The sequence below is a fragment of the Aminobacter niigataensis genome, assembly GCF_014200015.1.
In the GTDB taxonomy this organism is placed as follows: domain Bacteria; phylum Pseudomonadota; class Alphaproteobacteria; order Rhizobiales; family Rhizobiaceae; genus Aminobacter; species Aminobacter niigataensis.
The window spans coordinates 15,796-39,416 of record NZ_JACHOT010000012.1 but is presented as its reverse complement, the minus strand read 5'-3'; the positions used below and the strand labels follow the sequence as shown (position 1 = coordinate 39,416).

General features: G+C 58.8%; 21 protein-coding genes and 1 pseudogene. 12 read left to right on the top strand and 10 right to left on the bottom strand.

What is annotated here, in order from left to right; genetic code table 11:
* Nucleotides 1–21 precede the first annotated feature (21 nt).
* From GGQ99_RS25160 to GGQ99_RS25145, 4 genes are all read left to right on the top strand, one after another.
* The gene (locus GGQ99_RS25160) at nucleotides 22–1,890 is read left to right on the top strand and encodes a hypothetical protein (protein WP_183264669.1); all 1,869 of its coding nucleotides are present in this window, start codon (nucleotides 22–24) and stop codon (nucleotides 1,888–1,890) included.
* A 991-nt stretch (nucleotides 1,891–2,881) separates the two neighbouring features.
* Nucleotides 2,882–3,043 (top strand): helix-turn-helix domain-containing protein, encoded by a 162-nt coding sequence (locus GGQ99_RS26465; RefSeq protein WP_183264668.1) that lies wholly within the window; start codon nucleotides 2,882–2,884, stop codon nucleotides 3,041–3,043.
* Between the two features lie 270 nt (nucleotides 3,044–3,313).
* Complete coding sequence (locus GGQ99_RS25150; RefSeq protein WP_183264667.1) at nucleotides 3,314–3,532, top strand: hypothetical protein; 219 nt, start codon at nucleotides 3,314–3,316, stop codon at nucleotides 3,530–3,532.
* 62 nt (nucleotides 3,533–3,594) lie between these two features.
* Nucleotides 3,595–4,344, top strand: coding sequence for a nucleotidyl transferase AbiEii/AbiGii toxin family protein (locus GGQ99_RS25145; protein ID WP_183264666.1), 750 nt, complete (start codon nucleotides 3,595–3,597; stop codon nucleotides 4,342–4,344).
* An 838-nt stretch (nucleotides 4,345–5,182) separates the two neighbouring features.
* Here the strand turns inward: GGQ99_RS25145 and GGQ99_RS25140 are convergent.
* From GGQ99_RS25140 to GGQ99_RS25130, 3 genes and pseudogenes are all read right to left on the bottom strand, one after another.
* A pseudogene (locus GGQ99_RS25140) lies at nucleotides 5,183–5,809 on the bottom strand (IS5 family transposase).
* 235 nt (nucleotides 5,810–6,044) lie between these two features.
* Nucleotides 6,045–6,545, bottom strand: a complete 501-nt coding sequence (locus GGQ99_RS25135) for a hotdog family protein (protein ID WP_246389741.1) — start codon at nucleotides 6,543–6,545, stop codon at nucleotides 6,045–6,047.
* Entirely contained in the window at nucleotides 6,535–7,140 is a 606-nt protein-coding gene (locus tag GGQ99_RS25130; RefSeq protein ID WP_183264665.1) for a hypothetical protein, read from the bottom strand. Before GGQ99_RS25130 ends, GGQ99_RS25135 begins: the two co-directional genes overlap by 11 nt.
* Nucleotides 7,141–7,901: 761 nt before the next feature.
* Between GGQ99_RS25130 and GGQ99_RS25125 the strand changes: the two genes are divergently transcribed.
* The 3 genes from GGQ99_RS25125 (at nucleotide 7,902) to GGQ99_RS25115 (ending at nucleotide 10,790) form a co-directional block, all read left to right on the top strand.
* Complete coding sequence (locus GGQ99_RS25125; protein ID WP_183264664.1) at nucleotides 7,902–9,977, top strand: DNA (cytosine-5-)-methyltransferase; 2,076 nt, start codon at nucleotides 7,902–7,904, stop codon at nucleotides 9,975–9,977.
* Nucleotides 9,978–10,294: 317 nt separating this feature from the next.
* The gene (locus GGQ99_RS25120; protein ID WP_183264663.1) at nucleotides 10,295–10,606 is read left to right on the top strand and encodes a hypothetical protein; all 312 of its coding nucleotides are present in this window, start codon (nucleotides 10,295–10,297) and stop codon (nucleotides 10,604–10,606) included.
* Nucleotides 10,599–10,790, top strand: a complete 192-nt coding sequence (locus GGQ99_RS25115) for a hypothetical protein (RefSeq protein WP_183264662.1) — start codon at nucleotides 10,599–10,601, stop codon at nucleotides 10,788–10,790. Before GGQ99_RS25120 ends, GGQ99_RS25115 begins: the two co-directional genes overlap by 8 nt.
* 90 nt (nucleotides 10,791–10,880) lie before the next feature.
* On the opposite strand, the gene GGQ99_RS25110 is transcribed toward GGQ99_RS25115, so the two are convergent.
* The 5 genes from GGQ99_RS25110 to GGQ99_RS25090 all read right to left on the bottom strand — a co-directional run bounded on the left by GGQ99_RS25110 (nucleotide 10,881) and on the right by GGQ99_RS25090 (nucleotide 14,623).
* The gene (locus tag GGQ99_RS25110; RefSeq protein ID WP_183264661.1) at nucleotides 10,881–11,429 is read right to left on the bottom strand and encodes a hypothetical protein; all 549 of its coding nucleotides are present in this window, start codon (nucleotides 11,427–11,429) and stop codon (nucleotides 10,881–10,883) included.
* Nucleotides 11,430–11,644: 215 nt separating this feature from the next.
* Nucleotides 11,645–12,232 carry a hypothetical protein gene (locus GGQ99_RS25105; RefSeq protein WP_183264660.1) on the bottom strand — a complete coding sequence of 196 codons (588 nt, stop codon included), beginning with the start codon at nucleotides 12,230–12,232 and terminating at the stop codon, nucleotides 11,645–11,647.
* A 325-nt stretch (nucleotides 12,233–12,557) separates the two neighbouring features.
* Nucleotides 12,558–12,863: a hypothetical protein gene (locus GGQ99_RS25100; protein ID WP_183264659.1), complete on the bottom strand. Its 306-nt coding sequence runs from the start codon at nucleotides 12,861–12,863 to the stop codon at nucleotides 12,558–12,560.
* Nucleotides 12,863–13,192, bottom strand: coding sequence for a hypothetical protein (locus tag GGQ99_RS25095; RefSeq protein ID WP_183264658.1), 330 nt, complete (start codon nucleotides 13,190–13,192; stop codon nucleotides 12,863–12,865). Before GGQ99_RS25095 ends, GGQ99_RS25100 begins: the two co-directional genes overlap by 1 nt.
* A 972-nt stretch (nucleotides 13,193–14,164) precedes the next feature.
* Nucleotides 14,165–14,623: a hypothetical protein gene (locus GGQ99_RS25090; protein ID WP_183264657.1), complete on the bottom strand. Its 459-nt coding sequence runs from the start codon at nucleotides 14,621–14,623 to the stop codon at nucleotides 14,165–14,167.
* Between the two features lie 322 nt (nucleotides 14,624–14,945).
* Here GGQ99_RS25090 and GGQ99_RS25085 point away from each other — a divergent pair, with 322 nt between their 5' ends.
* Entirely contained in the window at nucleotides 14,946–15,518 is a 573-nt protein-coding gene (locus GGQ99_RS25085) for a metallophosphoesterase (protein ID WP_183264656.1), read from the top strand.
* Nucleotides 15,515–16,315: a metallophosphoesterase gene (locus GGQ99_RS25080; RefSeq protein WP_183264655.1), complete on the top strand. Its 801-nt coding sequence runs from the start codon at nucleotides 15,515–15,517 to the stop codon at nucleotides 16,313–16,315. Before GGQ99_RS25085 ends, GGQ99_RS25080 begins: the two co-directional genes overlap by 4 nt.
* 970 nt (nucleotides 16,316–17,285) lie before the next feature.
* Here GGQ99_RS25080 and GGQ99_RS25075 read toward each other — a convergent pair.
* On the bottom strand, nucleotides 17,286–18,485 hold the full coding sequence (locus GGQ99_RS25075; RefSeq protein WP_183264654.1) for a PcfJ domain-containing protein: 1,200 nt from the start codon (nucleotides 18,483–18,485) through the stop codon (nucleotides 17,286–17,288).
* A 507-nt stretch (nucleotides 18,486–18,992) separates the two neighbouring features.
* Here GGQ99_RS25075 and GGQ99_RS26030 point away from each other — a divergent pair.
* The gene (locus GGQ99_RS26030) at nucleotides 18,993–20,792 is read left to right on the top strand and encodes a hypothetical protein (protein ID WP_210308011.1); all 1,800 of its coding nucleotides are present in this window, start codon (nucleotides 18,993–18,995) and stop codon (nucleotides 20,790–20,792) included.
* A 227-nt stretch (nucleotides 20,793–21,019) separates the two neighbouring features.
* Here GGQ99_RS26030 and GGQ99_RS25065 read toward each other — a convergent pair whose 3' ends face one another.
* On the bottom strand, nucleotides 21,020–21,508 hold the full coding sequence (locus tag GGQ99_RS25065; protein WP_183264653.1) for a hypothetical protein: 489 nt from the start codon (nucleotides 21,506–21,508) through the stop codon (nucleotides 21,020–21,022).
* 262 nt (nucleotides 21,509–21,770) lie between these two features.
* Here GGQ99_RS25065 and GGQ99_RS25060 point away from each other — a divergent pair, with 262 nt between their 5' ends.
* Nucleotides 21,771–22,523: a thermonuclease family protein gene (locus GGQ99_RS25060; RefSeq protein WP_281380107.1), complete on the top strand. Its 753-nt coding sequence runs from the start codon at nucleotides 21,771–21,773 to the stop codon at nucleotides 22,521–22,523.
* Nucleotides 22,524–23,346: 823 nt separating this feature from the next.
* Nucleotides 23,347–23,526: a hypothetical protein gene (locus GGQ99_RS25055; protein WP_183264652.1), complete on the top strand. Its 180-nt coding sequence runs from the start codon at nucleotides 23,347–23,349 to the stop codon at nucleotides 23,524–23,526.
* Nucleotides 23,527–23,621: the final 95 nt, after the last annotated feature.

Genomic DNA, 23,621 nt, shown 5'->3' with positions numbered 1-23,621 from the left:
GAGACGCCGAACCATCATATCATGAGTGGGATCGGCACAGACAACCCGGCAAGCGGGACGCAGGCGTTCGAGGCTGGCTATGCCGCCGCGCGTGCGTCCCGTTCCGCAGCCCTTGCCGACGAACGGGCGCGCAAGAAGCGCCGTCGCGCCCTCAAGCCCAAGGTAATGCCCGACGGCCTGAACCCAGCCGAGCAGCGCACATGGCGGCTCAAGGAACAACTCCGCCGCGAGGAGGCGAAGCAGTTCGCCGAAAATGCGCGTTTCGAGGCTGGCCTGGTCAGGGAGCGGCTCCAGCAAGGCTTCCGGCTCTTCGCCCCGAAAAAGGTCTACGGCCGCTGGCGTGAGGATGTCCGCGAGCTGGGGCTGCGGAGCGAAGCCTTCGGCCTGCCTGGAAAGCTGTTCGTCGCGTCGTGTCACAAAGGCGGTGAGTTGCGCGTGTCCTGGGACAAGGCGAACCTGAGCGTAGAAAGCCGTTCCAAGCTCCTGTCGCTGGACCTTCCCTATTTCGAGGGCAACAGGACCTTCTTGTCATTTTGGCGCATCGATCTCGACCAGACCTGGCCCTCGGTTGATGCCTGCATTGACGATATCCGGCAGCTGGTCGGCTGCAAGATCCCCTTTGCGCCGCACCTCGTCGCCGGAGACGAACGCACCGATGGTAGCTTCGCCCGGCCGCACATATTTTTTCTGCTGCCACCGGGCGAAGCGGTCTGGAACGATCCAGACGATCGCCGCTGCAATATGCGAACCGTCAAATTTTTCGAGGCCGTCTATTACGGCATCGTTGCCGCGCTGAAGGAACTGCAGGCCGACCCGGGAGCGCCGGCGACAACACAGCGTGGCAAGAACCCGCTGTCGCCTCTGGCGACAGGCTTCGTCATGAACGAAAGCGAGTTCATGTCTATGTCCGAATGGGCTGGCTGGGTCGACACGTCGCTCAATCGTGAGGCCCTCGTCCGCCAGCGCGCTGCCGACAAGGCCGGCGTTGATCTGGAGACCTCGAACGAAATCTTCACCGCCATCCAGAAGGAGGCTTATTGGATCCTTCGGCAGTGGTACTTCAACTCCGACCTTCGCCTGCGGGCGCCGGAAGCTACCGTTGCTGATAACCTTCACCAAGCCCTCGAGCCGGTCGCCCAGAATCTGGTCGTTGGCCTGCCTGGCCGCGGCCGCATGTCGGAAAGGCAGGTCGCACTGCTCGTGTCGCGGGTCGCTTCCTATGCAGCCGGGTCGTTTGACCCCGCCAGGCTCGAAAAGGGCATCGCCCGGAAGGCGCTGCTTCATGTCGTCGGCCATCTGCCGACGGTCCGGGAACGCCAGCAGGTGGCCGCCGAATACGCGTCAAAAGAGAAGGCGGAAAAGACGCTGGCCCGACTAGTGGACGCATGGAACTTTCTGGCTGTCGAATCCGCCGAAGTCTCAAAGTCCGCCCTGGCGCGTGAGGCCGGCGTTTCCCGTCCAACTGTGTATGCGAGGTGGGCCGAACTCAAGGCCCTCCTCGCAGCGCGCAAGCGGTGTAAAGTTCGCTGTATAGATAAGAAGCCTGTACTGCTCCCGGCAGGTATGAACTTCTCCATCACAGCCTGCCAGGACCGAGCACCGGTCATCATTGTTCCGGTCCATGATGCAATCGCCAGAGCCTCGGTCACCGAAGATACGGAGATCCAGATCATCGAGGATGGGAGGCACGAGCAGACGCCACACATCGTCCTGCCGCCCTGCCCCGTAGTTGTACGCGTTACTCCAGTTGTCATCCCTGAGACCATCGGCAGGGCGAATGACGCTACGATTTGGCAGCCAGACGATGACGATTTGGATTCCGGGATCATCGCCGAACAGGAAGCGTTTTTGGCTGCGGATCTGGAATACATGCCGAACTGGGATGGATGACGATCTGTCGAGTGACGCATTCTCGATTGAGGTGGCACACCGGGGGATGAAGGCAAAGTACGATCATCCAGCGACACACTGGCCAAATGGTCCGCATCCCACCAGCGGACCCGCAGGTCCCGCATCGTTTGCGAGCGAAGTCAGTCTGGCTGAGTCATCCACCTGGAATCCACATCCTTTATGAAGCTATACGGCAGAATGCGGCTTGGGGACCCAGACGAAGGGGATCGAAGTTCAAGTATCATTGGTGGGCGGATGTTCGTTTGCGGGCCTTGCGAATTTCCGCTCAGGGTCATCTTTTCGTCACCAGCGTGCGATTGCGACAGCAGCCGTTCAACGAAGCGCCTGCCGCCAATATTCAGCTCTTGGCCAAAGAATTCGCTAACCAGAATTTATGGCAGAGAAAGATTACGCAGATCCGGTCGAAGACTGCCCCGTCTCGTTCATACGACGTTAGCTTTTCGACGCTGAAAGTGCCTCCCATCACATAGTTGGGAGTTGAAAGTGGACTTTACGGAACCGGTGCGCAACGAACATGCCGAGGCCAAGCGGGACGAGCAATTTGCGGTCTTGCAGATCGAACCTGCTGAGCGTGCACCAGCACCAATCCGCCCACCGTCCCGAGGAGTACGACCAGATATTGGTCATAGGCGGGCTGCTTGGACCGAAAAGTTCGTTGCCGGATACTGCTGAGAGATTCATCCAACACGCTGCAAGAAAAGGCATTCCCATTAGGCGGTCTTTGCACTGGGAGCTTCCTGCTCGCTGAAATGGGCTTGCTGGACGGGTTCCGGGCTTCAGTCAGCTGGTTTCACGCGGTCACGCTTCCCGGACGTGAACGCGTCCTGCGACAGGCTCTTTGTCGTAGATCGGGACCGGGCGACTTGCTCTGGTGGAGCAGGCGCGGCCGAAGCACGGGCTGTGGGAGTATCGACCAGGCAGCTCGATCGAGCCTTCGCTGCAGAGCTGAACACGAGTCCCGCACGTGCACATGAAGCAGAGAATCAGCCTGGCAACGCGTTTGCTTCTCGCGGGCAAGGACGCGGTCGGCGAAGTGGCGTTCCAAGCGGGGTTTGTGAGCCCCGGGCATTTCAGTCGGGTCTTCCGACAGATGACAGACAGGTGGCCGACGGAAACGCTTCGCAGCCAGTGAACCACTCTGGGGTATTCGAGCAAATTTGGAGTGCCGCGTTTCAAGATTGATTGAGAGGTGGGTGCCATTTGCGATGGTCGCGATGTTCTGGCTCATGCTAGCCCGGCCAGCGATGTGCGATTAGTGCGTCGCCGTTCCGCGCGTCTGCGTAACTGATCGCCGCTAGGCTGGATTGAATTGTTGGATTGTTGGCCCTATCTCAAGCAGCAGCAGCTGGGTGAAGTGAGATATTTGATTTCTGGGGCTTTTCTTGGTAGTAGGTGGCTCATCATGACGCATTTTGGACCCGCTATTGTTCCTAAGGATTTCCCTGAGCTCAAGATGCTTATGTGGAACAGAGATTGTGCGCGTCCGATGCCCGCCGACGAGGTGTTCGCTCTTTACGAGCGCAACTGGCGGTTCGTCGACCGTGCGCGCCTAACGGCAGAAGAGACTCTTCTCATTGCTGAGCTGACTGAAGAGTTTGGCCACGGCCACATGCTGGTTTAATTTTTTTAGTTAGTCTTTTCAATCGCATGATGCATCCTATGGGTACCAACAGGAGCCCTGTGATGCTATTCCAACGCAACGAACACAACACGATAGTCGGGGTTCTCGCCTCGATGAACCAGGACCTACTGGTCACCAACAAGTGCTGGTTTGGCGGGGGAACTGCCATTGTCTTGAAACATGGCGAGTATCGAAAGTCGCTCGATCTCGATTTTCTTTGCGCAGACGGCGCCGGCTATCGCGAACTGAGGAATGCCTTTTTTGAACAAGGCATTCACGCCCTCTTTACTTCCCGAACTCGATCACTCCGGGACGTGCAAGCCGATGGCTATGGCATTCGGGTGTTTATCGAGCATGAAGGGTTGCCTATAAAATTCGAGATCGTCCGCGAAGTTCGTATCGAACTGGACGGCGCCGTCGATCCACTACTTCAGGTGCCAACTCTTAGCCCATCGGACATGTTCGCTGAGAAACTTCTGGCGAACGCCGACCGCTGCTACGACCGGGCCGTGGCCTACCGAGACGCGATCGATCTAGGTCGACTGGTCGAAGCGTATGGGCACATACCGGATACTGCTGTTGCCAAGGCAGAAAAAGCATACGGTAGGGATGTCCCGCGGAAAGCCATGGGAATCCTGAATCATCTGCAGAAGGTTTCTGAGTTAAGGTATGCCGCCTCAGTACTTGATATGGATGAAGACGCAGCAATTTCCGCCATCGCCTCCCTTCGCCGGGACTGCATCAGGATCTGGCCGGAGGCTGGCATCCTTCGAGATCCCGATCCGGAAGCAGGCGAAGATTTCGGAATGTGACTTTGCTGCTGCTTACTCCGGAACTCGCTCGAGGCGTGGTCAGCCGTCTGTGGTCGAGGACTCCATCTTCCACGGCCGTACCAGTCGCCACCTCCGACGAGAACAAGAATAAGAATAATGACGAGAAGCGTGGTGAGATCCATCTTTGCCTCCTCCCGCGTTCGATTGGTTCGCGCCTTCACATCTATATCCGGTCTCTCTCAATGGCTTGATGCGTTTTTTTGTTCCAGGGGCAGCGCTCCTCATCGAAGCGAGTCGGCAGGGAGTCCTAGGAAGCGTTGGCGCGGTCGAAGCAAGCGCATCTGATCGATTCTCGGCGCCTTCGCTCGGCGCCGACGTCTCGATCCTCTCATTGAAATCGCTTCGCTCCCTGCCCCGATGAACGACCGCGCTAAGAAGATCGCCGATGAAGCCATCTGGTTTGCTTCGGCAACGGGAATATGCCGGAGGTTCGTCGGGCGGGCCAAAACCAAGCCCTAGACTCGTAGAGTATTCAAGCTTACGGCCATCCGCAGATTGACCATCGAAGTCCATGCTTTCACAGTTGAAGCGGAAAACGAACTGCCGCGCAATTCCGAGCCGTTGCGCAGCATACGACGGCAGAATGACATTGAATAGGCAAGTAACAATACAATTCCTATCAGCATCCTCTGACTGAAATATAATATCAGATACGGATACGCTCTCGCAAATATCTTCCAGTAAAATATCCATATTTTTGTGGTTCACAGTCATTTGAATTTAATTTTTATATCCATTTGGAATTCTCGGTTCGACTATGGTTTCATCGAAAAATGACCTATGTCAAAGAAAGTTTTAACGAAACTAGGGCCCAGACTCATAACCAATAGCTGACAGTCGCGGCGATGCAGACTGCCGCGAGAAAGTTGACGGCAAGGCGGTCGTATCGTGTTGCGACCCTGCGGAAGTCCTTGAGGCGGCAGAACATGCGTTCGACGGCATTTCGGTCGCGATAGAGCACCGGAGAGAAGCAGTTTTTCCAGCGACGGTTGGCCTTTGGTGGGATGTTCGGCATCGTGCCGCTGGCCTCGACCTGGCGGCGGATCGCATCTGAATCATAACCCTTGTCTGCATGCAGGATGCGGGTGTCTGGCAGACGTTTCAGCAGCTCGCCTCCTGCCGTGCAATCAGCGACTTGGCCGCCGGTGGGCATGAAGGCAATGGGGCGACAATAGCGATCGGTCAGGGCATGGATTTTGGTCGTGCGGCCGCCCCGCGAGCGCCCGATGGCCTGATTTTGCTCCCCCCTTTACCGCCAGAGCGTCTTGCGCGGCCCGTAGTCCGGCGGCGCATCGACCCAGCGCCCGCCTGATTTCAGAACATGAACGATACCGCTGATCACACGCCGGTCGTCGACACGTTCCTTGCCCCGCGTGTCAGTCGGAAGATGAGGTTCGATACGGCGAAACTGCTCTTCGGTGAGCCAGAAATGGTCCCGATTCATCACCCCTCCCTTTCGGAAGTCGTGAATCACAAACCTCAGGCGATGCCAACATTTTTATGGGTCTGGGCCCTAGTCAGCCCATTTTTCGGCATGCGACAGACGCGCGCACTACTTCGTCATTGACTAAAGCGAGCATCTCATCGCGACGCGGGAGTGGCACCGAAATCCGCTTCAATGAAAGTCGAGCGCTTGGGTCAACTGCAACATGCGAGAGCGCCTAGTCTCTGACGTGCCCTCAAACCCTCCGCCTAAGGAATTCAGGCAAAGCAATACACGCATTGGCGTTGTCGTCATGCTGAGGGCGCGCTCGCAACTCGATCCTATGCAGACACTGGCAGACAACGTCACCGCCCTGGTTCTTTGTCACGTGCTCAAATGTGATGATGCCGGTACCCGATCGCAATCTGGACCGCTTCATCTCGACGACCTGCGTTTCGACCCTGAGAACGTCCCCAACATGCACAGGTTTTGGCATCTGCAGATTGTCGTACTCCGACTTGGAAACGGTCACCCCCAACATCACCTCTGACGGAATTCCGATTGTAACTGCCAGCACAAATGTCTTGTCGACTGCTTTGCACCCGACTTCATCCCAAGGTTCGTCAGCACCAGGGAGCGGTTGGACAAGATACGATAGCGACTTGATTTCATAGTCGTCTTCCTCAGTCACCGTGCGGCGTCGCCGATGGAAATCGCGATCGCCTCGCGCCCATTCGTCGAAGTATTTACGAGCCATCGGGGTCGCCCTCCAATAGTGCATCGCCCAACAGCGGCGTAAGAAATGGTGCCGCGAGCTGTGTGACCTTGTCGCCTGTCAGCGTCCCCTTGAGTTTCTTGGCAATAGCATCGATCGCCCGCCAAACATCAGGTATTTCGACGTGCTTTTCCGCTTGATGGCGAGCGTGCGTTACCTCGTCAGCCAATTGCGCCTCGTCAAAGCCCGCAATCCGCCCCTCGTGGCGACATGCTTCACGATCGGCCATACATGCGTTGTCGTTTACGACCTCAAACCAAGATCGCCCCGTCACGCGAGCTTCAGCGGCTGGCCCCATAGCGATGATGAAAAGCTTGGCGCGTGCGGAAGCGACACGCTGGGCCGTCGCTGCTCCAGCAAGTTTCAGAAGGCCAGGCAGCTCTTCAGCTTTGGTGGTCGGTCGCACCGGAAAAGCTCTTTTGAGCGCGGATTGAAGTTCACTCGAGATCGCTGGGCCGTAGCAGGTTGCCTGAGATCGAAGTACGCGCGCCCCGTCCGGGTTGTACCAACTTGGCCCCGCTCCGACCTCGATGCTGTGCACGGCCAGATGCAGCGGAAATCCCATGCGCTTGGCCATCAACAGGCGACCGACTGCGTGCCCAGCCTCATGCATAGCGACAACTCGCTCCACCTCCGTTGCCCGAGCGTCGGCGTATGCCGCGCGTCTTTCCCGTCTATTCATTTTCCGTGTGCCCCCCGGCCGTCACGCTGCATGCATGACGGGCATGAAAAGCGTGAAGCGAATTGGACGTAGGCGCAACTGTTCTTTCGCCAAAGGCGTGCAGGGCCGACCTAGCTCATTCCAACGGACCGGGCCGTCGCCAGGAATGCGCGATCGAAATCTGTAAGATCCGATCAATTCGAACGAATCTTTTCGTTAAACAGAAAGATCTGCCCCCTCGAAGCCGCCTTCCCTGGCGCTGGTCAGGTAGCTTTTGAGGTCCGAAAAGGTGTTCATGACGCGCATATCGAAAGCGAAGCGGGACAACCGCAAAGCTCGTAGCTAAGGCCGTCGGTATGCTCCGCCGGGCTCCTTAGCTCGGCTTTCGGTCAGTCCCCACCGCGGGGCAGACATCGAGCAGGATTACTCGACCCCCACGCAGACGACGTTCCTTCGTCGAATCAACCGTTCGTCAGCCCTGGTGTCCACCTCGCAGTCCGCGAGCTTACAGGACCCGGAGCCCTCTGGAGTTTCCAACTCCGATCAAACAATCGTTAACCAGTGTCGAAGATCTGGAAAGGATCGTTCAGATATGAGCGAAGACTAGTCTGTCGTGTTCATACCAAGTTAGCATTCGACACCGAAAGTGCCGCCCATCACAGTGTTGGGGGTAGAAAGTGGACTTTACGAATTCGGCGCGCGAGGCCAGACAGGGCGAGCAAGTATCGCACGCGCAGATTGAACCTGTGAGGTTGGCGCCGGCGCATGATCTCAACAAGGTTCTGCACTCGCTGAAGACAGTGGTGTTCAAGCAGAGCCAACGTATGGCCGAAGGCTATGTGCGGATATCAGCCGAGATCGAACGGGCACGCGGGGCCCTTCCCATTTCCAAGTTGAAGACTTTCCTCACCTCTGAATGTGGCCTCAACCGCAGTGACCTGGGCATGTATTTGGGGTTCTCGGAAGTGCTGGGGAAGCATGGGGAGATGATCGTGGCCCGTGGGCTGCCGATGACGCTTGCCAAGTCGCTCATCGCCGCGCCGGCCCCTGTACGCAAGGAGGCATTGGAACGGATCGCAGCGGGCAGCTTCGTTCACTCCGGCGACGTATCGGCGATCAAGCGCCGACAGAGGGAAGAGGTCGCAGATCCGCAGGTGGAACTGGAGCGACGTCGGCAAAAGACGCTGCGGCTATCAGCGCAGCGTAAGGCGACGATCGATCTCGAAACGTTTTCGAACCGCTTCATCTTCTTTGCTCAGTCCCTGATCGATTTTTTCAACGATGCGCAGGATGACGGCGCCGATGCGGGAAAACTCGGTGCGCGCAAGATGCGCCTTCAGGAAGAAGCCGGCCGCTGTCTTCGGGAGTTCGAAGCGGTATTCGATATCGCCGGCCTCCCTGGCATTTGGGAACTCGGCTTCCATGCCCACGATCCTCAGACCGTCCAACTGGCGCGGGCCTACAATAGTCTCCGCGACCTCGTTGATGGCGCATTCAAGCTCGCCGATGAGGAGAGTGGCAATCCGGTTGACCGGGACTATGCTCATCTCGATCTGGAGACAGTCGAGAACGTCATCTGGTTGTTCAACGACAATGGGATTTCCAGGAATGATCTAAGAGCGCGCAAGCTTCCTGCCGAGGTTTCCGCACCGAAGGTAGTTCATCCACCTCTGCGGCTGACCTCACTCGAGATCTGTGCTGGTGCCGGTGGCCAGGCGCTCGGACTTCACGCGGCGGGCTTCGATGCCCTGGCGCTGTACGAGCGCAATCCGGCGGCCGCCGAGACGCTTATGGCCAATCGCTGGTTCGGCCCGGTGCATTGTGCGGATGTCACCCAGGTGGATTTCAGGCGCCATCGTGGCAATGTCGATCTGGTTGCTGGCGGCGTGCCGTGCCAGCCGCACTCCAGTATCGGCAAGCAGAAGGGACGCAATGACGAGCGTGATCTGTTCATGGAGGCTGTGCGCCTGGTCGATGAGGTTCAGCCGCGCGCCTTCTTCTTCGAAAACGTGCAGGGGTTCGGCTTCCAGGGCAACTCTGACTACCGTGCGGATCTCTATCGGAAATTTGCGGATCTTGGTTATGAAAGCCAGGTTTTTTCGATCAACGGGAGCGACTATGGCCTTGCTCAGTTGCGACCACGTGTTGCGTTCGTTGGTTTCAGGGATACTCCGATCCAAAGGTTCCGGATGCCGCCAAAGTTCCCGGAATGGAATCTGACGGTCGGCGGCGCCCTGGTTGATCTTGTCGGTGCAAATGGTTGGTCTGGGGCCGATGACTGGGCGAAAAACAAAGCCAACCGCCGCGGATCGACGATTGTTGGGGGGTCCGAACAGTCCGGACGGCTTGCCTTCTCGTCTAACCTCCGCAAGCAAGACTGGCTGGACATGAAGATCGATCCAATGGGCATTGCCAACTCGGCCCCCGGGCGGGATCATAAGCTCGAAAATCTCTTCCAGCTTACGCTTGCGATGGGGGCACGGCTGCAGGGTTTCCCTGACGGATGGAGGTTTGTCGGCGCCGGCGCCGAAGGATCGGACAAGGACCGCAAGACGAAAACGCGCCAGATCGCCAATGCGCTACCGCCGATCATGGGGCACGCCGTCGGACTGGCGATCTACTCGGCACTCACCGGCGTCGAATTCGACTATGCGCAGGCCTTGAGGTCACCTCAAATGCCGCCGAAACGCAGCAAGGGTGTGGTGAAGCTCAGTGAAATACGCAAGATCGAAGACTATCATCGCCTCCAGTAGGTAGTTTCGGCTACTTTCGTCCCCGGCGATTCGCTGGGATCTCCGGGGGTGCCTGCGCAATGTTGAGGCCACTGGTTTCGACCCTCGTTGCTGGTCGGAATCCCCCGGTATGGTTGGGGCTTCCGACCCCGCGCTCGAGGTGTTCGCTTGAAAGGCCTGTGCCGGCAGAGGGGGCTCCTCCGCAAGACCTTGCGGAAGACACGCACAGTCGGCACAGGAGGCCTGGCTTAGATCTTTGCCAGGCATCTCGCCGGCGATCGGGTTGCAATAGGAATAAGATCCTGCAATGGCTGTGTCCGAATAACGGAGAAGTCATCATGCGCCGTTCCGTCCCCTGCCCCGGTCAGTCCGTTGGCAACAGTTTCCTTGCACTTGGCATCGCCGGCGTTGCGGTCGCTGCACACGCGCATGCAGCCGGCATGCAGGCGGTTAGCAATCATCGTGAGACTGCCGTTTCGGACCAGTGGGCCGAGCGTTTGATCGGCGCCCGCGCCTCAGCCGCCGAGGCCTTGTCCGTGGCGCGTGCTGCTGTTGACCGCGTCCACGAGCTCGAGGAAGAGATCGCGGCATTGCGTTGTGCTGTGTCGTCTCGCGACACATTGATCCGGAGGCTTTCCAGGAATGCATGATCAGCTCGACGAAACCGCAGAAATCTATCGCGTCTTTGGGGATTTCCTGCATGAAGTGCCCGAGGCGGAACCGGCGGTGCGCAAGGTCTGGCGCATCGCACGCATGCGCGAGGTTAGAGAACGGGCCGAGATGCGCCACGCTGCCGTCCCCGTTGAACATCAGGACCAAGGCGATGAGGCCTGATCACGCATTCCGCCGGGCTTGTCTTCTTGCCGTGCAAACAATGTAGAAAACGTGGCGAGGCCCTGGAATGGGGCCTCCGGTTGTCCAGGGTCAGGCTGCCCGGAACGTGGCGGATTGGGAACAGGGCGCTGTGTCGCAACCATCGTCCACGCATTCGGCTTTCCCGGCGTCTGGATGTCTAAGCAGGTTCGGGGACGGCAACGGCACACCCACGATGCCTTTACAACCGCTCGCCCAACGCCCGCATGCCGCCGGACCCGCCAACGCCAACCTGTGGAGCTGGGTCGGCTGCATGGTCAGCAGGGCTATAGCGACATGCTCGTCAAGTTTCGACATGTCGAAGCCTTGTCTCGATCGCCCGTCGGTCGATGCGTAGGCGTGTACGATCTGCCCTGCATCTTGTCGTGGCAGATTCGGCGCTGGAACAACGATCGTCGCCGCGGCCTCGAGGCGGTGCCTCAGTTCAGCTGTTTCAAGATCGATAGACTGATCGAAGACCCCTGTTGGGGGCAAGCGCGTTGCGGCAGGCGACAGACCGAGCATCCGTCCGATGTCGCCAAGTAGATCGAAGGGGAGCCGGATGCCGCCGGCAAGTGCCCTGGCTATGCCTCTCATGATCTGTCCGATAAATCTTGCCATGATTTCCTCCCTTGGCTTCGAGAGGAAAATCCACCGCCGGCATGCAATCGACAAACGCGCGTGATGTCGAAAAACAGCCCAACGACGTTTCTTCCGTCGGTGCGCTCAATTGCTTCCAGATCCGCATCCGGACAATATTCCAGCCGACTGACGTTCCGCGAGCAGCGCTGCCGCTCGCGGACCAGGACAGCCAGGCAAGGAGTTCCGCCATCGGATCAGGCGGCCTCGTTCAGTTCCGCGCGAGCCTCGTCGCGACGTTGCTTGAGCCACTCGAAAGCCTCGTCCTTGCTGAACGTTAGATAGATCGCGCCATCGAATCCGGAGCCAAGCCATTCCCTCCCATCAGTCATGTCGTGGAGTTGCTCGTCGGTCTCGTCGCCCCTGGGGATGAAGCCCCGAAACCATTCCTCGGGGCCCATGACCCAATAATTGGCAAGGTCGCTGATCGCTGTCTCGAGGATTTCGTGATCGCGGAAGGCTTCATCTCCCTCAGCAATCGCAACTTCGGCAACCAGATCAGGTCGGGACTCTAGCAAGTTGGCGATGGCAAGCTGGGAACAACTTGACTTGAGTGGAAAGCGAACGCCTTTGCCCTCCCATATCCATGCCGGGGTGCCAGATCCCCAGGAGTTGTTCACGGAGACATCCCCGTCGCGGAAGTCGATCTCGAGCCAGTAGCGCTCATTCTCACCGGGACAGGCGTCAATCGGTCGGTCCCTGCCTTCGCGTTCAATCTGCTCGCGGAAGCGCTTGCCCTCGGCCGCCGCACCTTCAAGGGCCATGTTGTACAGTTCAGTCTTCATCGGAAAGCTCCTCGTATTCTTGATATTCCGCATTCCCTGTCGGGTGTTGGCAGGTCAATACTGTTGCCTACATTTCAAGCGTGAAGGCGTTTTCGTATCGGCGCAAGAGCAATTTCTCCGCGACGATAACAGAAGCCGGGCAGGTAAAATAAATATCCGCTTGACGCCATGGTTAATAGACGAGCGGGAGATCATAAGTCTTTCCGGATGTATCAATGCGACAGTTGTACATGGAGCAAGATGCGTCTCAACTTGTCGTTGACACTGCTCCCGAACAACCGCGAGTGGTCCGCATCGCACGGTCTTCCTCCCGACGATGTACTCGTCAAATTTCTCGGGCTGCCATGTCAGCGGCGATCACTGCGTGGGCGAGCGCTACCCATTCATGCCAGGGCATCTCGACAAAGAAGCTTGGCGCGTCCGTCTGCATGACGAAACTGCGACCATCCTTTCTGATGTGCGAAACAACGTCCGGCAAGCGATCGTAGAATGCCTGTTCGGCTGCTTCGGCCTTCTCTTTGCGGCTTCGCCGGACGGCGTCTAGCCCACCCAGAGCTGTCTCCAACAATTGTTGCACGGCATCGAGTTCATCACCTTCCATGCGGCTGAAATCGAGGTTCATCGCGTCCATCAGTTCATTCCACGCGATGGGGGTGCGACGGCAAGCGCCAGGTCCTCGACCGTCATCCAGGCTTTGATGTGCTCCGACATGCCGCGCATTGCGATTACAATGGCCACTGCAGAAAAGTAGTCCGCCGGGCCGATGAGCCGATATGTCCGCCCGCTGGCCGTGACCGCAGTCATCGTATCCAGGTTGAAATACTGAACCGCGCTTGAGATGCGCCCTCGGGTCGTGCCTAACGGCGTACCAACCAAACGCGGTTCGCTCCAGCCGTCAACAACGACGCCCCAGGAAATCAGCTTAACCTGGGGTTCTTCCGAGACAGATTTTACCGCCATACGCCCCTCCGAATACAGGCTCCATCGCCTGTGTTCCCGAAGCTGGCTTGCCGGCGTGCAAGAGACCAAAGCTAACGATGCCCGCGTCTGAAGCGTAGCCAAGATGCGGGTTTTTGGCCCGGGTTGCCGCCTATCACCGCGGCAAGAACACCCCCGCCTCGGTCGTCGAGCACTGATACGACATCGCCCGAGCCGTGCGTCGGTCGGTTTGGATGGCGACAGGCTAGCACTCCGTGACTCTGGGCCCTTCGGCTATGCCAGCCCCTGTTTTTAGGTGTCAAAAAAATCAGTCCAATTTGAAACGCCGTATGTGCAAATCGATCCAGGTGGCCAGCACGCTATCCAGTGGCCCGGTGGGCGACCGAGCCGGAATACCGCAGGATAGTCGCGTCGGTGGCCGAGGCTGCGATAGAGAGTGGCCACCGCTCACAGCCTTTGAGGGATTGGTCAGCTCACTATTTCTCACTATGCAGTTTTCGGGAATCCGGATTCTAAGCTGCGGAGTAACGGGTAGAAGACGGTGCTATGGAAGGATGTCGGAGCGGCCATCCAGGTCCTCAATTCCGAGTAGTCTGTCGAACCGCTCCGGGGGCCGTACCAGCCTTCGGCGCAGCACGGCAATGGAGCGAGCGCGATCGAAGCCCTGCGCCACAAGCACGTCGGCGGCGCGAGACAAAAATTCATCACGGGATTTCCTGCTGCGCTTCGGCGATCTGATGGCGATTTCGCGCAAGAGCCCGTAGAGGGCCACTGTGATCGCTGTGTCTGTCTGTGGCGCTTCGGGGGATCGCCTCGCGTCCAGGCCCCGTCGGTATGTGGCCTGCTCGATCCTGTGTCTCGGATCCGTAACCGTGATCGGTCTTGCCATGGTCCCCTTCCCTCGTCTCACTAAAGCTCACTAAACGTGAGATCGCTTGCAGGCGCGCAAGTCACAACCGCTGCCGGCGATTGCACGACCGCTACCGTGGGCGTTCAGTTCGTCTGGTCGGTCGACCGTGGCTGGAGCGCGTCAGGAATCCTCGCACAAGTCGCTGTTCCCGCCGAAATCGCTGCCGGCGGCCGCCACTGTTCGGGTAGCAGTCTTGACGGCAGGCGGCTTGCCCGCACCATGTTCGACACGGTCGATCCGATCCCTGGCGCGTTGAATGCGGCGTCCAGAGCCGAATGGACCAGATCTGCGCCCTGCAGGTTTTCGCGCAGAATGACAGCTGCTGCGTCAGCCAGCGCGGCTCGTATCGCGGGAATCGTTGGACGGGGTTTGCCCCGCTCCATCGCCTCCTTCAGCCGCGCGCGCCGTTCGCGCTGCTTCTGGGCGTGGTAAGATCTCCTGCCTGCCGCGTCCAGTCCCGTGTATCCCGATCTGACTGGTCGTACGTCATCTGAACCGTGCGGTTCCGTCGAGGGTTCCTCGCTAACTCTGTCCTTGGCCATTTCTCGCTCGCATCCTGTGTCCCATGGGAAGGCTGGCGCGAGATTGCCGTCGGCACAATGGGGGTTCACCGATCTGGCCGGAAGCATGGCAGTCCGCCAAGTGCTGCATTCAAGGCGCTTGTGCGTATCCCGTTCGGAGATCGCCCCTTGACGCCACGCCATCCGACGCCCTATCGATCGGATATTGTTGGATTTTCCCGCATACCAGGAGCGGGAGCCGGAGTTCTGAACGCCATGACGAGACCCTTGAACCGAATACGTAGCTGATCATCCCTGCCGCATCGGCGGTCGGCCAGCTCATATTCTTTTCGAGGAGTTTCTCATGTCGTTTGTGACACAGCGTTACATCGCCGATATGCATTTCGGCCATGCTAGCATCATCGGGAACTGCGATCGGCCCTTCGCTTCCACCCGGGAGATGGACGGCGAAATCGTCCGCCGTTGGAATGCAGTCGTGGGCGAGAACGATCTCACCTACATCCTCGGCGACTACGGCCGGCCGGGTAAGGACGTGCACGCCTTCCGTCGCCAGTTCCACAGCCTGGCCGGGCGCAAGGTCCTGATCCTCGGCAATCACGACCTCGGCCGTGACGGCCGTGTCGACCCGGAAATCGCAAAACTGCCTTGGCACCAGCCGCCGACACATCTGCTCGAAGTCAAGGATACAGGCAGGCGGGTGATCCTGTCGCATTATGCCATGCGGGTGTGGCCGGCATCGCACCATGGTAGCGTCCATTTTTATGGACATAGCCATGGCAGGCTGCCCGGGATCGGGCTGTCGCGCGACGTTGGCGTCGACATGCCTGATGTCGCGTTTGCGCCGCGCACCTTCGCCGAACTCACCGCGGGTTGGGGTTTTTCCGTCACCGCCGCGGCCGATGAGGTGGTGGCATGAAGCTCTGGATCCTGTCGGACCTTCATTTCGACCCGTCCGTGCTGCGCCACAACCGTGGCTGGTCTGTGCCCGAGGCTGACGTCGCGGTCGTCGCCGGGGACGTGGCCTCGGGCGGTGTCGGCAAAGCGTGCAATGTGCTCGAACACCAAGTGTTGCCGCATATGCCGGTGGTTTTTGTGCCGGGCACTCATGAGTTCTACGGAGCCAGCATTCTCGAAGAGCGGGAGCATTGGCGTGAACGTTACCGTACCGGTGATCTGTCGGAGGGGTTGCACGTGCTCGATTGCACTTCCGTCATGATTGGCGGCACCCGTTTCCTGGGAACCACGCTCTGGACGGATTTTGAACTCGACGGCTCCGGTACATCCCAGGTCCGCGATGCGATGCGCAACGCTGAATCTCTGCTCAACGATTATAGATACGCCGCATGGCGCGTGTTGCCGCAGCGCGAACGGCTCACGGCCGAGCGCACGCGTGCACTGCACCGCCAGGCAAGGCACTGGCTGGAGGCCGAACTGGCGCGCCCGCGAACCGGGCCGGTTGTGGTCGTCACCCATCATGCCCCTCACCCGGGTTCAGTTCACCCGGATTATCGCGATAGCACTCTCAATGCCGCATTCGCGTCCGACCTGCACGGCCTGATCGTCGAGCATGGGCCGGATCTCTGGGTGCACGGGCATACGCATAATTGTTTCGACTACCGGGTCGCTGCAACACGTATCGTCTGCAACCCTTTGGGCTATCACGAGGAAAACAGAGCCTTTGATCCGGCTCTCGTGATCGAGTTGTGTGACTGAATGCGGGATTGGTATGATGACGAATACCGGTCGGCCGAGCGGCGTCGCTACGAACAAATCAGGACAGAGTTCCCCCACCTCGTGACCCGGCGATTTGAATGTCATCAAGGCTGGTACGATCTCCTGCACGAATTCTTCGCAACAGTTCGGACCACACTCGCAGCCGAGGAGCACCACGCACGGTTCGACCTATATCAGGTCAAGGAGAAGCTGGGAGGCCTTCGCATCCATTATCACCTTGCCAGTGCCGCTGGACCTGCAATCGCCGCCGCCATCTTCAAGGCCAGGCTCGCAGCAGAGGACGCGTCTTTCAGTTGCTGTGACGTGTGCGGCCGTCCCGGTGTCCTTCGTGTCGCCAATGGCTGTTACGCCACCCGGTGTGCCGCTCATGCCGACGATGGGTTGCCCTGCAAAGCAGAAAGAGACAGCGATGACCGATGACGAGAACAAGGTCGCTGTCGCTGTGCGGTCAGAGCCGTCGGAGGCCGAATTGCTTGCTGGATACGCAAGGGCCCATTGGCCAAAACTTACGACGGGCTCTGCAACGCCCGAGGAGATCGGGCGCGCACTGGTGTGTGCGGCATCCTGCGGTCCGGTGAACTGGACTGGGGTCAGGATCCTCCGGGAGTTGGGCGTATTGATTGAAGGCAGCAGGTGGATGACATGACTTTGGCCAGCGTCGAGGGAGCGACTACTGTGCGGCTCCCTGCCTTTTGGGGGGGGGGCGGTATCCAGTGCGGTCTTGATCTGATGCCGCCGCGGCGCGCGCCGCGAACTCTTGGCAAGCGTCTCTACCTCGGCATCGAACCCTGCTCGCAGCTTTGAGGGGCAAACCATAGAAGCGAGGCCCGATCTGTCTGAGCTGCGCGCGTCTGGAATAGGTCCGGCGCCCTACCCTGTCATTGGGACTGCCAGTCCTGATGCCTAAGATTTTCGCCGCGCGGTGGTCGGACCCTAGGCGGGCGACGTTTCAGCCGCATTGCATCGGAGCATTAACAGGCTCTGGTGGAGGCTGGGATACGTCCGTTTCAAGCCAGCGCTGCAGGCTTGCCTCCCATTGCTTGTCCTCCTGGTGTTTCCATGCCCTGCCCTCCTCCATCTTTGCCGTCACATGCTCTGGGATCCGCTCAGTCGGGCAGCTCTCTCCGCCCAGTATGCAGCCACCAATTCCGATTTCGGCAGGCCATTGGGTGATGACGCTGTCGCCAATATGCAGGTTGCCATCAACTTGCAGCCCTTCCGGCAGAGATGTGAGGCAAGCTCCGCGAAGATCCAGGTCTCCGAGAATGGTGAGGTCCTCGGGCAAGGTGATTTCGCGATCGGAAAGATTGGCAATGACCGTGAAGGTCAGGCGCGAGAACACTGCTCCCTTGGGGATGTTGTCCGCCTCGTGTTCCGTGCCGTGCACGTCCGTGACAATAGGATACAACCTCTTCCAGTCTTCGAAGTGTTCCAGGAAGGGTCTCAAGACCCTCATGTGAATGGGTGGCGGACGCTTGTTGCAGCGGCCTTGTAGCTGCCAAAGCGTTCGTCTGACCGGACCGCTTGCCCTTGACAGCGGGCCGCCTGGTGGGAACGCTTCGTCGGGATGAACGTCCACTTCGATCGTGACGTGAGGCCGCCCTGTTTTGTCACGCAGGGAGTAGATCTCTGTGGTTCCATTGGAGAGCGCTTCGTCATATGCGCCATGTCCAATGCAATGCTGCATGCGCTGGCTTTCAAGATCGAGCGCGCGACTGCTCAAGAGCCGCATTACAACGAAGCCTTCAGTCAGGCTCGCAAGCGTAATCTCATCTCCCGCATCCACCATAAACGACTTTCCCTGAAGCCGCATGCGCATGGCCTTGTCGGCTTCATGGGAAAGCTGAGCGATCGATCCACACTTCATCAGTTTGCGCGGTCGACCCTGGTCGTCGACATGGTTGAGCCAGGCGGCAGAACCCAGGAAATCCGCGGTCAGCCAGTCAACGATGTGCTTCGTCACATCGTGGTCGGGTAACGCTCCGCGCAATGGCACCCCGCGCCCCGACATTTTTGTCCGCAACTCACGAAGTCGTTTGACGGCGGTCCTGCCTATCGAGCAGCGGACCAGGTCGACGATCGCGGGCGATGACGACCAAGACCTGACCCAATCCTCCAGTTCGCGTTGCTCCTCCGCTGTCAATCTCATCGATGTCGCCCTGTAATCGCTTCGTGCATTTTGTCCGCCAGCGAAGCGCAGGCCAGAGCGCCCGTCAGCAGACCATTCGGATTGGAGACCATGTATTTCGACATGGTCATCTCCCTCCGGTCCCCATAAGCATGCGTCCGCCGGCGGAAATGACACAGCACGATCTTCCGGCAACATCCGTGATGGCATTGTTTGCAAGGCCGAGCGGTCGGTCGACGTGGTCCGATCCTCTGGGCCTGGGTTGCCATAGTATTTGAATGCAACAGTGCAAACGAGATCACCTTCGCTGTCGCGGGCCCTTGAGCCGCCACCTGCAAGCACGGCTTCGCATTTTTCGGATGCACGTCCAGGATCTGCTGTTGTCGAAACCAGAGCCGCAACTCAGAGCAAGGCGCCGGGTCACCAGCGGCGGCAGATGCGCTCTCTCCGCGCGATGGGATTGATTAGCTCGACTGCCTGTTCCGCCGGCTATTGTCGCCATCGAAAGGACGCCAAACCATCAGTGCCATGGGTGGAATTGGCAAACATGATCTGATGGCTGGCACGCAGGCTTTTGAGCACGCCTATGCCGCTGCGCGCGCATCCCGTTCGGCAGCCCTTGCCGACGAGAGGGAGCGCAAAAGGCGCAGACGTGCCTGCAAGCGGCGCACGATGCCGGAGGGACTGACTGAGGCCGAGCAGCGCATATGGCGGCTCAAGGAGCAACTGCGCCTCGAGGATGCGAAAAAGTTCTCCGAAAATGCAAGCTTCGAAGCTGGTCTTGTCAGAGACCGGTTGCAGCGAGGCTTTCGGCTTTTTGCCCCGAGGATGGTTTACGGTCGCCGGCGCGAAGATGTCCACGAATTGGGCCTGCGCAGTGAGGCCTTTGGCCTGCCGGGACGGATGTTCGTTGCAGCGTGCCACAAAGGGGGCGAGTTGCGGATGTCGTGGGACAAGGCAAACCTCGGTATCGAAAGCCGCTCCAAGCTGCTGTCGCTGGACCTGCCCTACATTGAAGGCAACAAGGCCTTTTTGTCTTTCTGGCGCATCGACCTGGACCGGGTCTGGCCGTCAGTTGATGCTTTTGTTGACGACATCCTGCAACTGGTCGGCTGCAAAATTCCTTTTGCACCGCATCTCGTGGCCGGAGACGAACGTCCCGATGGCCGCTTTGTGAAGCCGCATCTCTATTTCCTGCTGCCACCAGGTCAGGCCGTCTGGAACGATCCCGAGGATTCCCGCTGCCGAATGCGGACCGTCAAGTTCTTCGAGGCCGTCTATTTTGGCATTGTCGACGCGCTGAAGGAGCTGGGGGCCGATCCGGGTGCGCCAGCGACAACTCAGCGCGGCAAGAATCCACTCTCGCCTTTATCCACGTCACTCATGATGAACGATCGCGACTTCCTGTCGATGACCGGCTGGGCGGGCTGGGTCGACACCTCGCTTTGCCGCGAGAGGCTCGTCCGTCAGCGCGCCGCCGACAAGGCGGGCGTTGAACTTGAGACGTCAAACGGCCTGTTTACCGCCGTTCAGAAGCAAGCCTACACAATCCTGCGCAGGTGGCATTTCGATGCAGACCCGCGCCTGCGTGCGCCGGAAGGCACCGTCGTCGACAATCTGCATCAGGATTTGGAGCCGGTCGCACAAGAAATGGCCACCGGCCTGGCTAGCTGCCGTCGAATGTCGCGGACCGCGGTCACGCTACTGGTGTCGCGGATCGCCTCCTATGCCGCAGGCTCGTTTGATCCTGCACGGCTCGAAAAAGGCATCGTTCGAGGCGCGTTGATGCATGTTGTTGGTCATCTCGCGAGCGTTAGGGAGCGCCAACAGGTCGCTGCCCAGTACGCTTCTCGTGAACGCGCCGACAAGACGCTTCAGAAGCTCGTCGACGCCTGGGACTCGCTGGCCGTCGAGGCCGCTGAAGTGTCAAAGTCTGCCCTGGCGAGAGAGGCGGGAGTTTCTCGGCCTACCGTCTATGCGAGGTGGTCCGAACTTAATGTGGTCCTGGCAGCGCGCAAGGGGTGTAAAGTTGGGTGTATAGATAAAAAGCCTGTAGTGCTTCCGGCAGGGTCAGTCTCTCCGTGTTGGGTCCGTGATGACCGGGCGCCGGCCATGGCAGTACCGTTCCAGGAGGGAAATGTCAGCCCAATCACAAGATGGACCGAAGAAGTGATACAAGCACGAGAGATCGTTCTGCCGCCCTACCCCGCGATCATGCCTGCCGCATTGAAGCATCTCACCCAACCGACGGGCGCAGGGGCTGGGCAGGACCTTTCAAACGATGGCGATCAGGATGCCAGATCATCGACGAACAGGAACAATTCCTAGCCTCAGAATTGGAACACGCTGTCGGGCAATTTGGCATTTCGTGGGGCGAATGTCTCTAGCGGGGCCGGCAGCCGACAGGCGATTGCGAAAGCGGACCTCTAGGCGCCGTGCTTGCATTGACCTGAACTTCCTCACCTTACCTAGCTGCCGGACATGAACGAGCCAGCCAGGGTTGAAACAGCGAACGCCACGAGTCGTTTGTTGGGGTTTCAGTTGGCAGTACCTCGTCAGACGTATTTTGACGGCCACCGCCAGTCAGTCTGGGGTTTGCCATAACAGTTGGTGTCATAGGTAAAGCGACCGGAGGCCCCCTCCCGACAAGCCCACACAATTTGACCGTACTGATTGTAGAAGGCATCCCAATCTGCACCCTGGTAATCGCTTGGGCGATAGCTCCCTCCGCCCCCGCAATCGTTGTTGGCGCACACCGCCACCGCTGCCCCAACTGCGGCAATAGCCACGCCAGCTGCTATAGCGTTGTTTTGGTTATTGACCATCTCCACGCACTGGAGGGCCGACACCGACCTGCTTGATAGTTCGACATAGAGAGCTTGCTTGAACTGACCGTCATTCGTTGTGACAAAGGATCGGCATAATGCCGAGGTGCTCACTGCCTTGGGGTTCTTACTGAGCGCTTGTTGGGAGGTGGTACACGCAGCAAGTGACACAGTAAGAAGCGCCGCCGCAACAGCGGCGGATTGCCGACCAATCTGCATTTTGAGCTCCCCAGCCCCAATATTACGTTAATCAAGCTATCTATAAAACAGCTTCTCGTGAAGTACGGAATCTTGCGATGGTCAAATGCCTGAGCGAAAATCTAGGCAATGCATGAGACATGGCCTTGACTTGGCCAAGTGCACGACACCGTCAGGAGAGGCTTTGACAGGCTGGGGGAGCCAACCATCAAGAAAGTTGCCGCACAGGATGCGTCCAAGACGGCGCAGACTGCCCTATGCTGTGCGAAAACTGGTTCCAACGTTGGCGATCATCGGAGGGATCGTTGCCTATCAGGCTGTCGAGCGAAGTGGTGCTCAAGTCGGCCGCATGTTCGACAACCTAGGGCCGAGTGCGTCGCGCCCCGCTGCAAGAACCATCCAAGGCCGCGCCGCGGTGATCGATGGCGACACTATCGAGATCGCTGGCCAGCGCGTGCGCTTCAACGGGATCGATGCCCCAGAGAGCTCACAGTTCTGCCAGGACGCAAAGGGCTTCGAGTACGCCTGCGGGCGCACCGCGGCGAAGGCGCTCGACCAATTTTTGGCAATATCTCGTCCGGTCAAGTGCGCGTTCGTCGGGTGGGATCAATATGGCCGCTTCGTCGGCAACTGCTTTCGCGCCGATGGCAAATCCGTTGCCGGTTGGCTAGTCGAGAGCGGTCATGCACTGGATTGGCCGCGATATTCGGGGCTCGAATATGCCGGCCACCAAGCTGCGGCAGAGAATGCCAAGCGTGGCATTTGGCAAGGGAAGTTTCAGAAACCATGGGACTGGCGGGCAAACCAAACCGAGGGCATTGCGCCAACTGCTGTGGCGCCGAGCCCGAGCTTCACATTCCTGGGCTCATCGTCGTGTGACATCAAAGGAAACATAAGTGCAGAGGGCGAGCGCATCTACCACGCCCCTGGTCAAAAGTTCTATCGCCAGACCAAGATTTCCGAGGGCAAAGGCGAGCGTTGGTTCTGTTCGGAGGCAGAAGCCAAACAAGCTGGCTGGCGCAAGTCCAAAAGATGACCCTCAGCATGTCTTGACGGATCTAAACCGGGAAGCGAGGATGAACCTAAATTCGGGGGGATTTCGTGAAATCAGTACTGCCAATCGTCCTGTTGGCGCTTGTCGCTGGCTGCGCAACTCCACCATCCAATATCAAGGCTGTCGCGTCCGATGGACGACAGTGCACACAGGCCGACCGCGATCGCTTGGCCGACATCACGGCGCGTCAACAGCGGACCGCTAACAAGGACGCTTGGGGCGTGTTCATGACTGGCGTTCCGCTGGGGGGCGACGACACTCACGAACCAGAGATTGCCCGGCTGAAGGGACGTTGCAATGTCAAATAAGAGTTTTCTTCAAGCGTTGCCTTTCACGAGGTCGTTCTGGCCTCGTGCAAAGCAGTGGGCATTGGGGTTGAAGCCTACACTTGTTGTCGTTCTAGCTATCTTGGCGATGTCCGAAACTGCGGCCGCTCATGGTGGTGGTTGCCGCAAGAGCTCGCCACCCGGACAATGTTGTCACATGGACAATAGCGCCGGGTCAGTGCATTGCCACTGATCGAGGCAGCTCCCGCACATCCTGGGCCATAAGCAAACGGGCTTGCTTCAAATGTTCGGCGCCTGGTTACAGGAATTGCCAGCACTGGATAGCGTAGTCTTTCAAAGCGATAGATCCCTCGATGAGGCCTTGCCGCAGCCACGGTCCGAACCGCGCTTTCTGTTGGCAATATCACCCAACAGTCTTCGAATTCACTGCATTCTAAACTGCGCTGCGAGCGGCGCTCTAATTTTGCTGCAGACGCTCGCACCGCATGGCAAGATGGCCTTGTTTGGTGGGGGGTTGCATGAACGCGGCAATGAGCCAGAAGCTGGCGAACTATGGTCAGTGGACCTATCGTGGCGCCTGGGCGCTCGAGATTGTTGCGGCAATCATCGGATTGGCAACCGGTATCGCGCTGAGCTATCGCGGTTTTGTTGCCAACGAAGCGGCCGACACCATGGACCTTGTCCTTGCAGGCGCATAGCTGCCGTTTGGGAACTTCAGCCCCCGAAGGTTCCACACGCATATTATGCAAATCCGCTGCCTGAGGCGCTACAAGCGAGGTCTCAATTGCTGTGA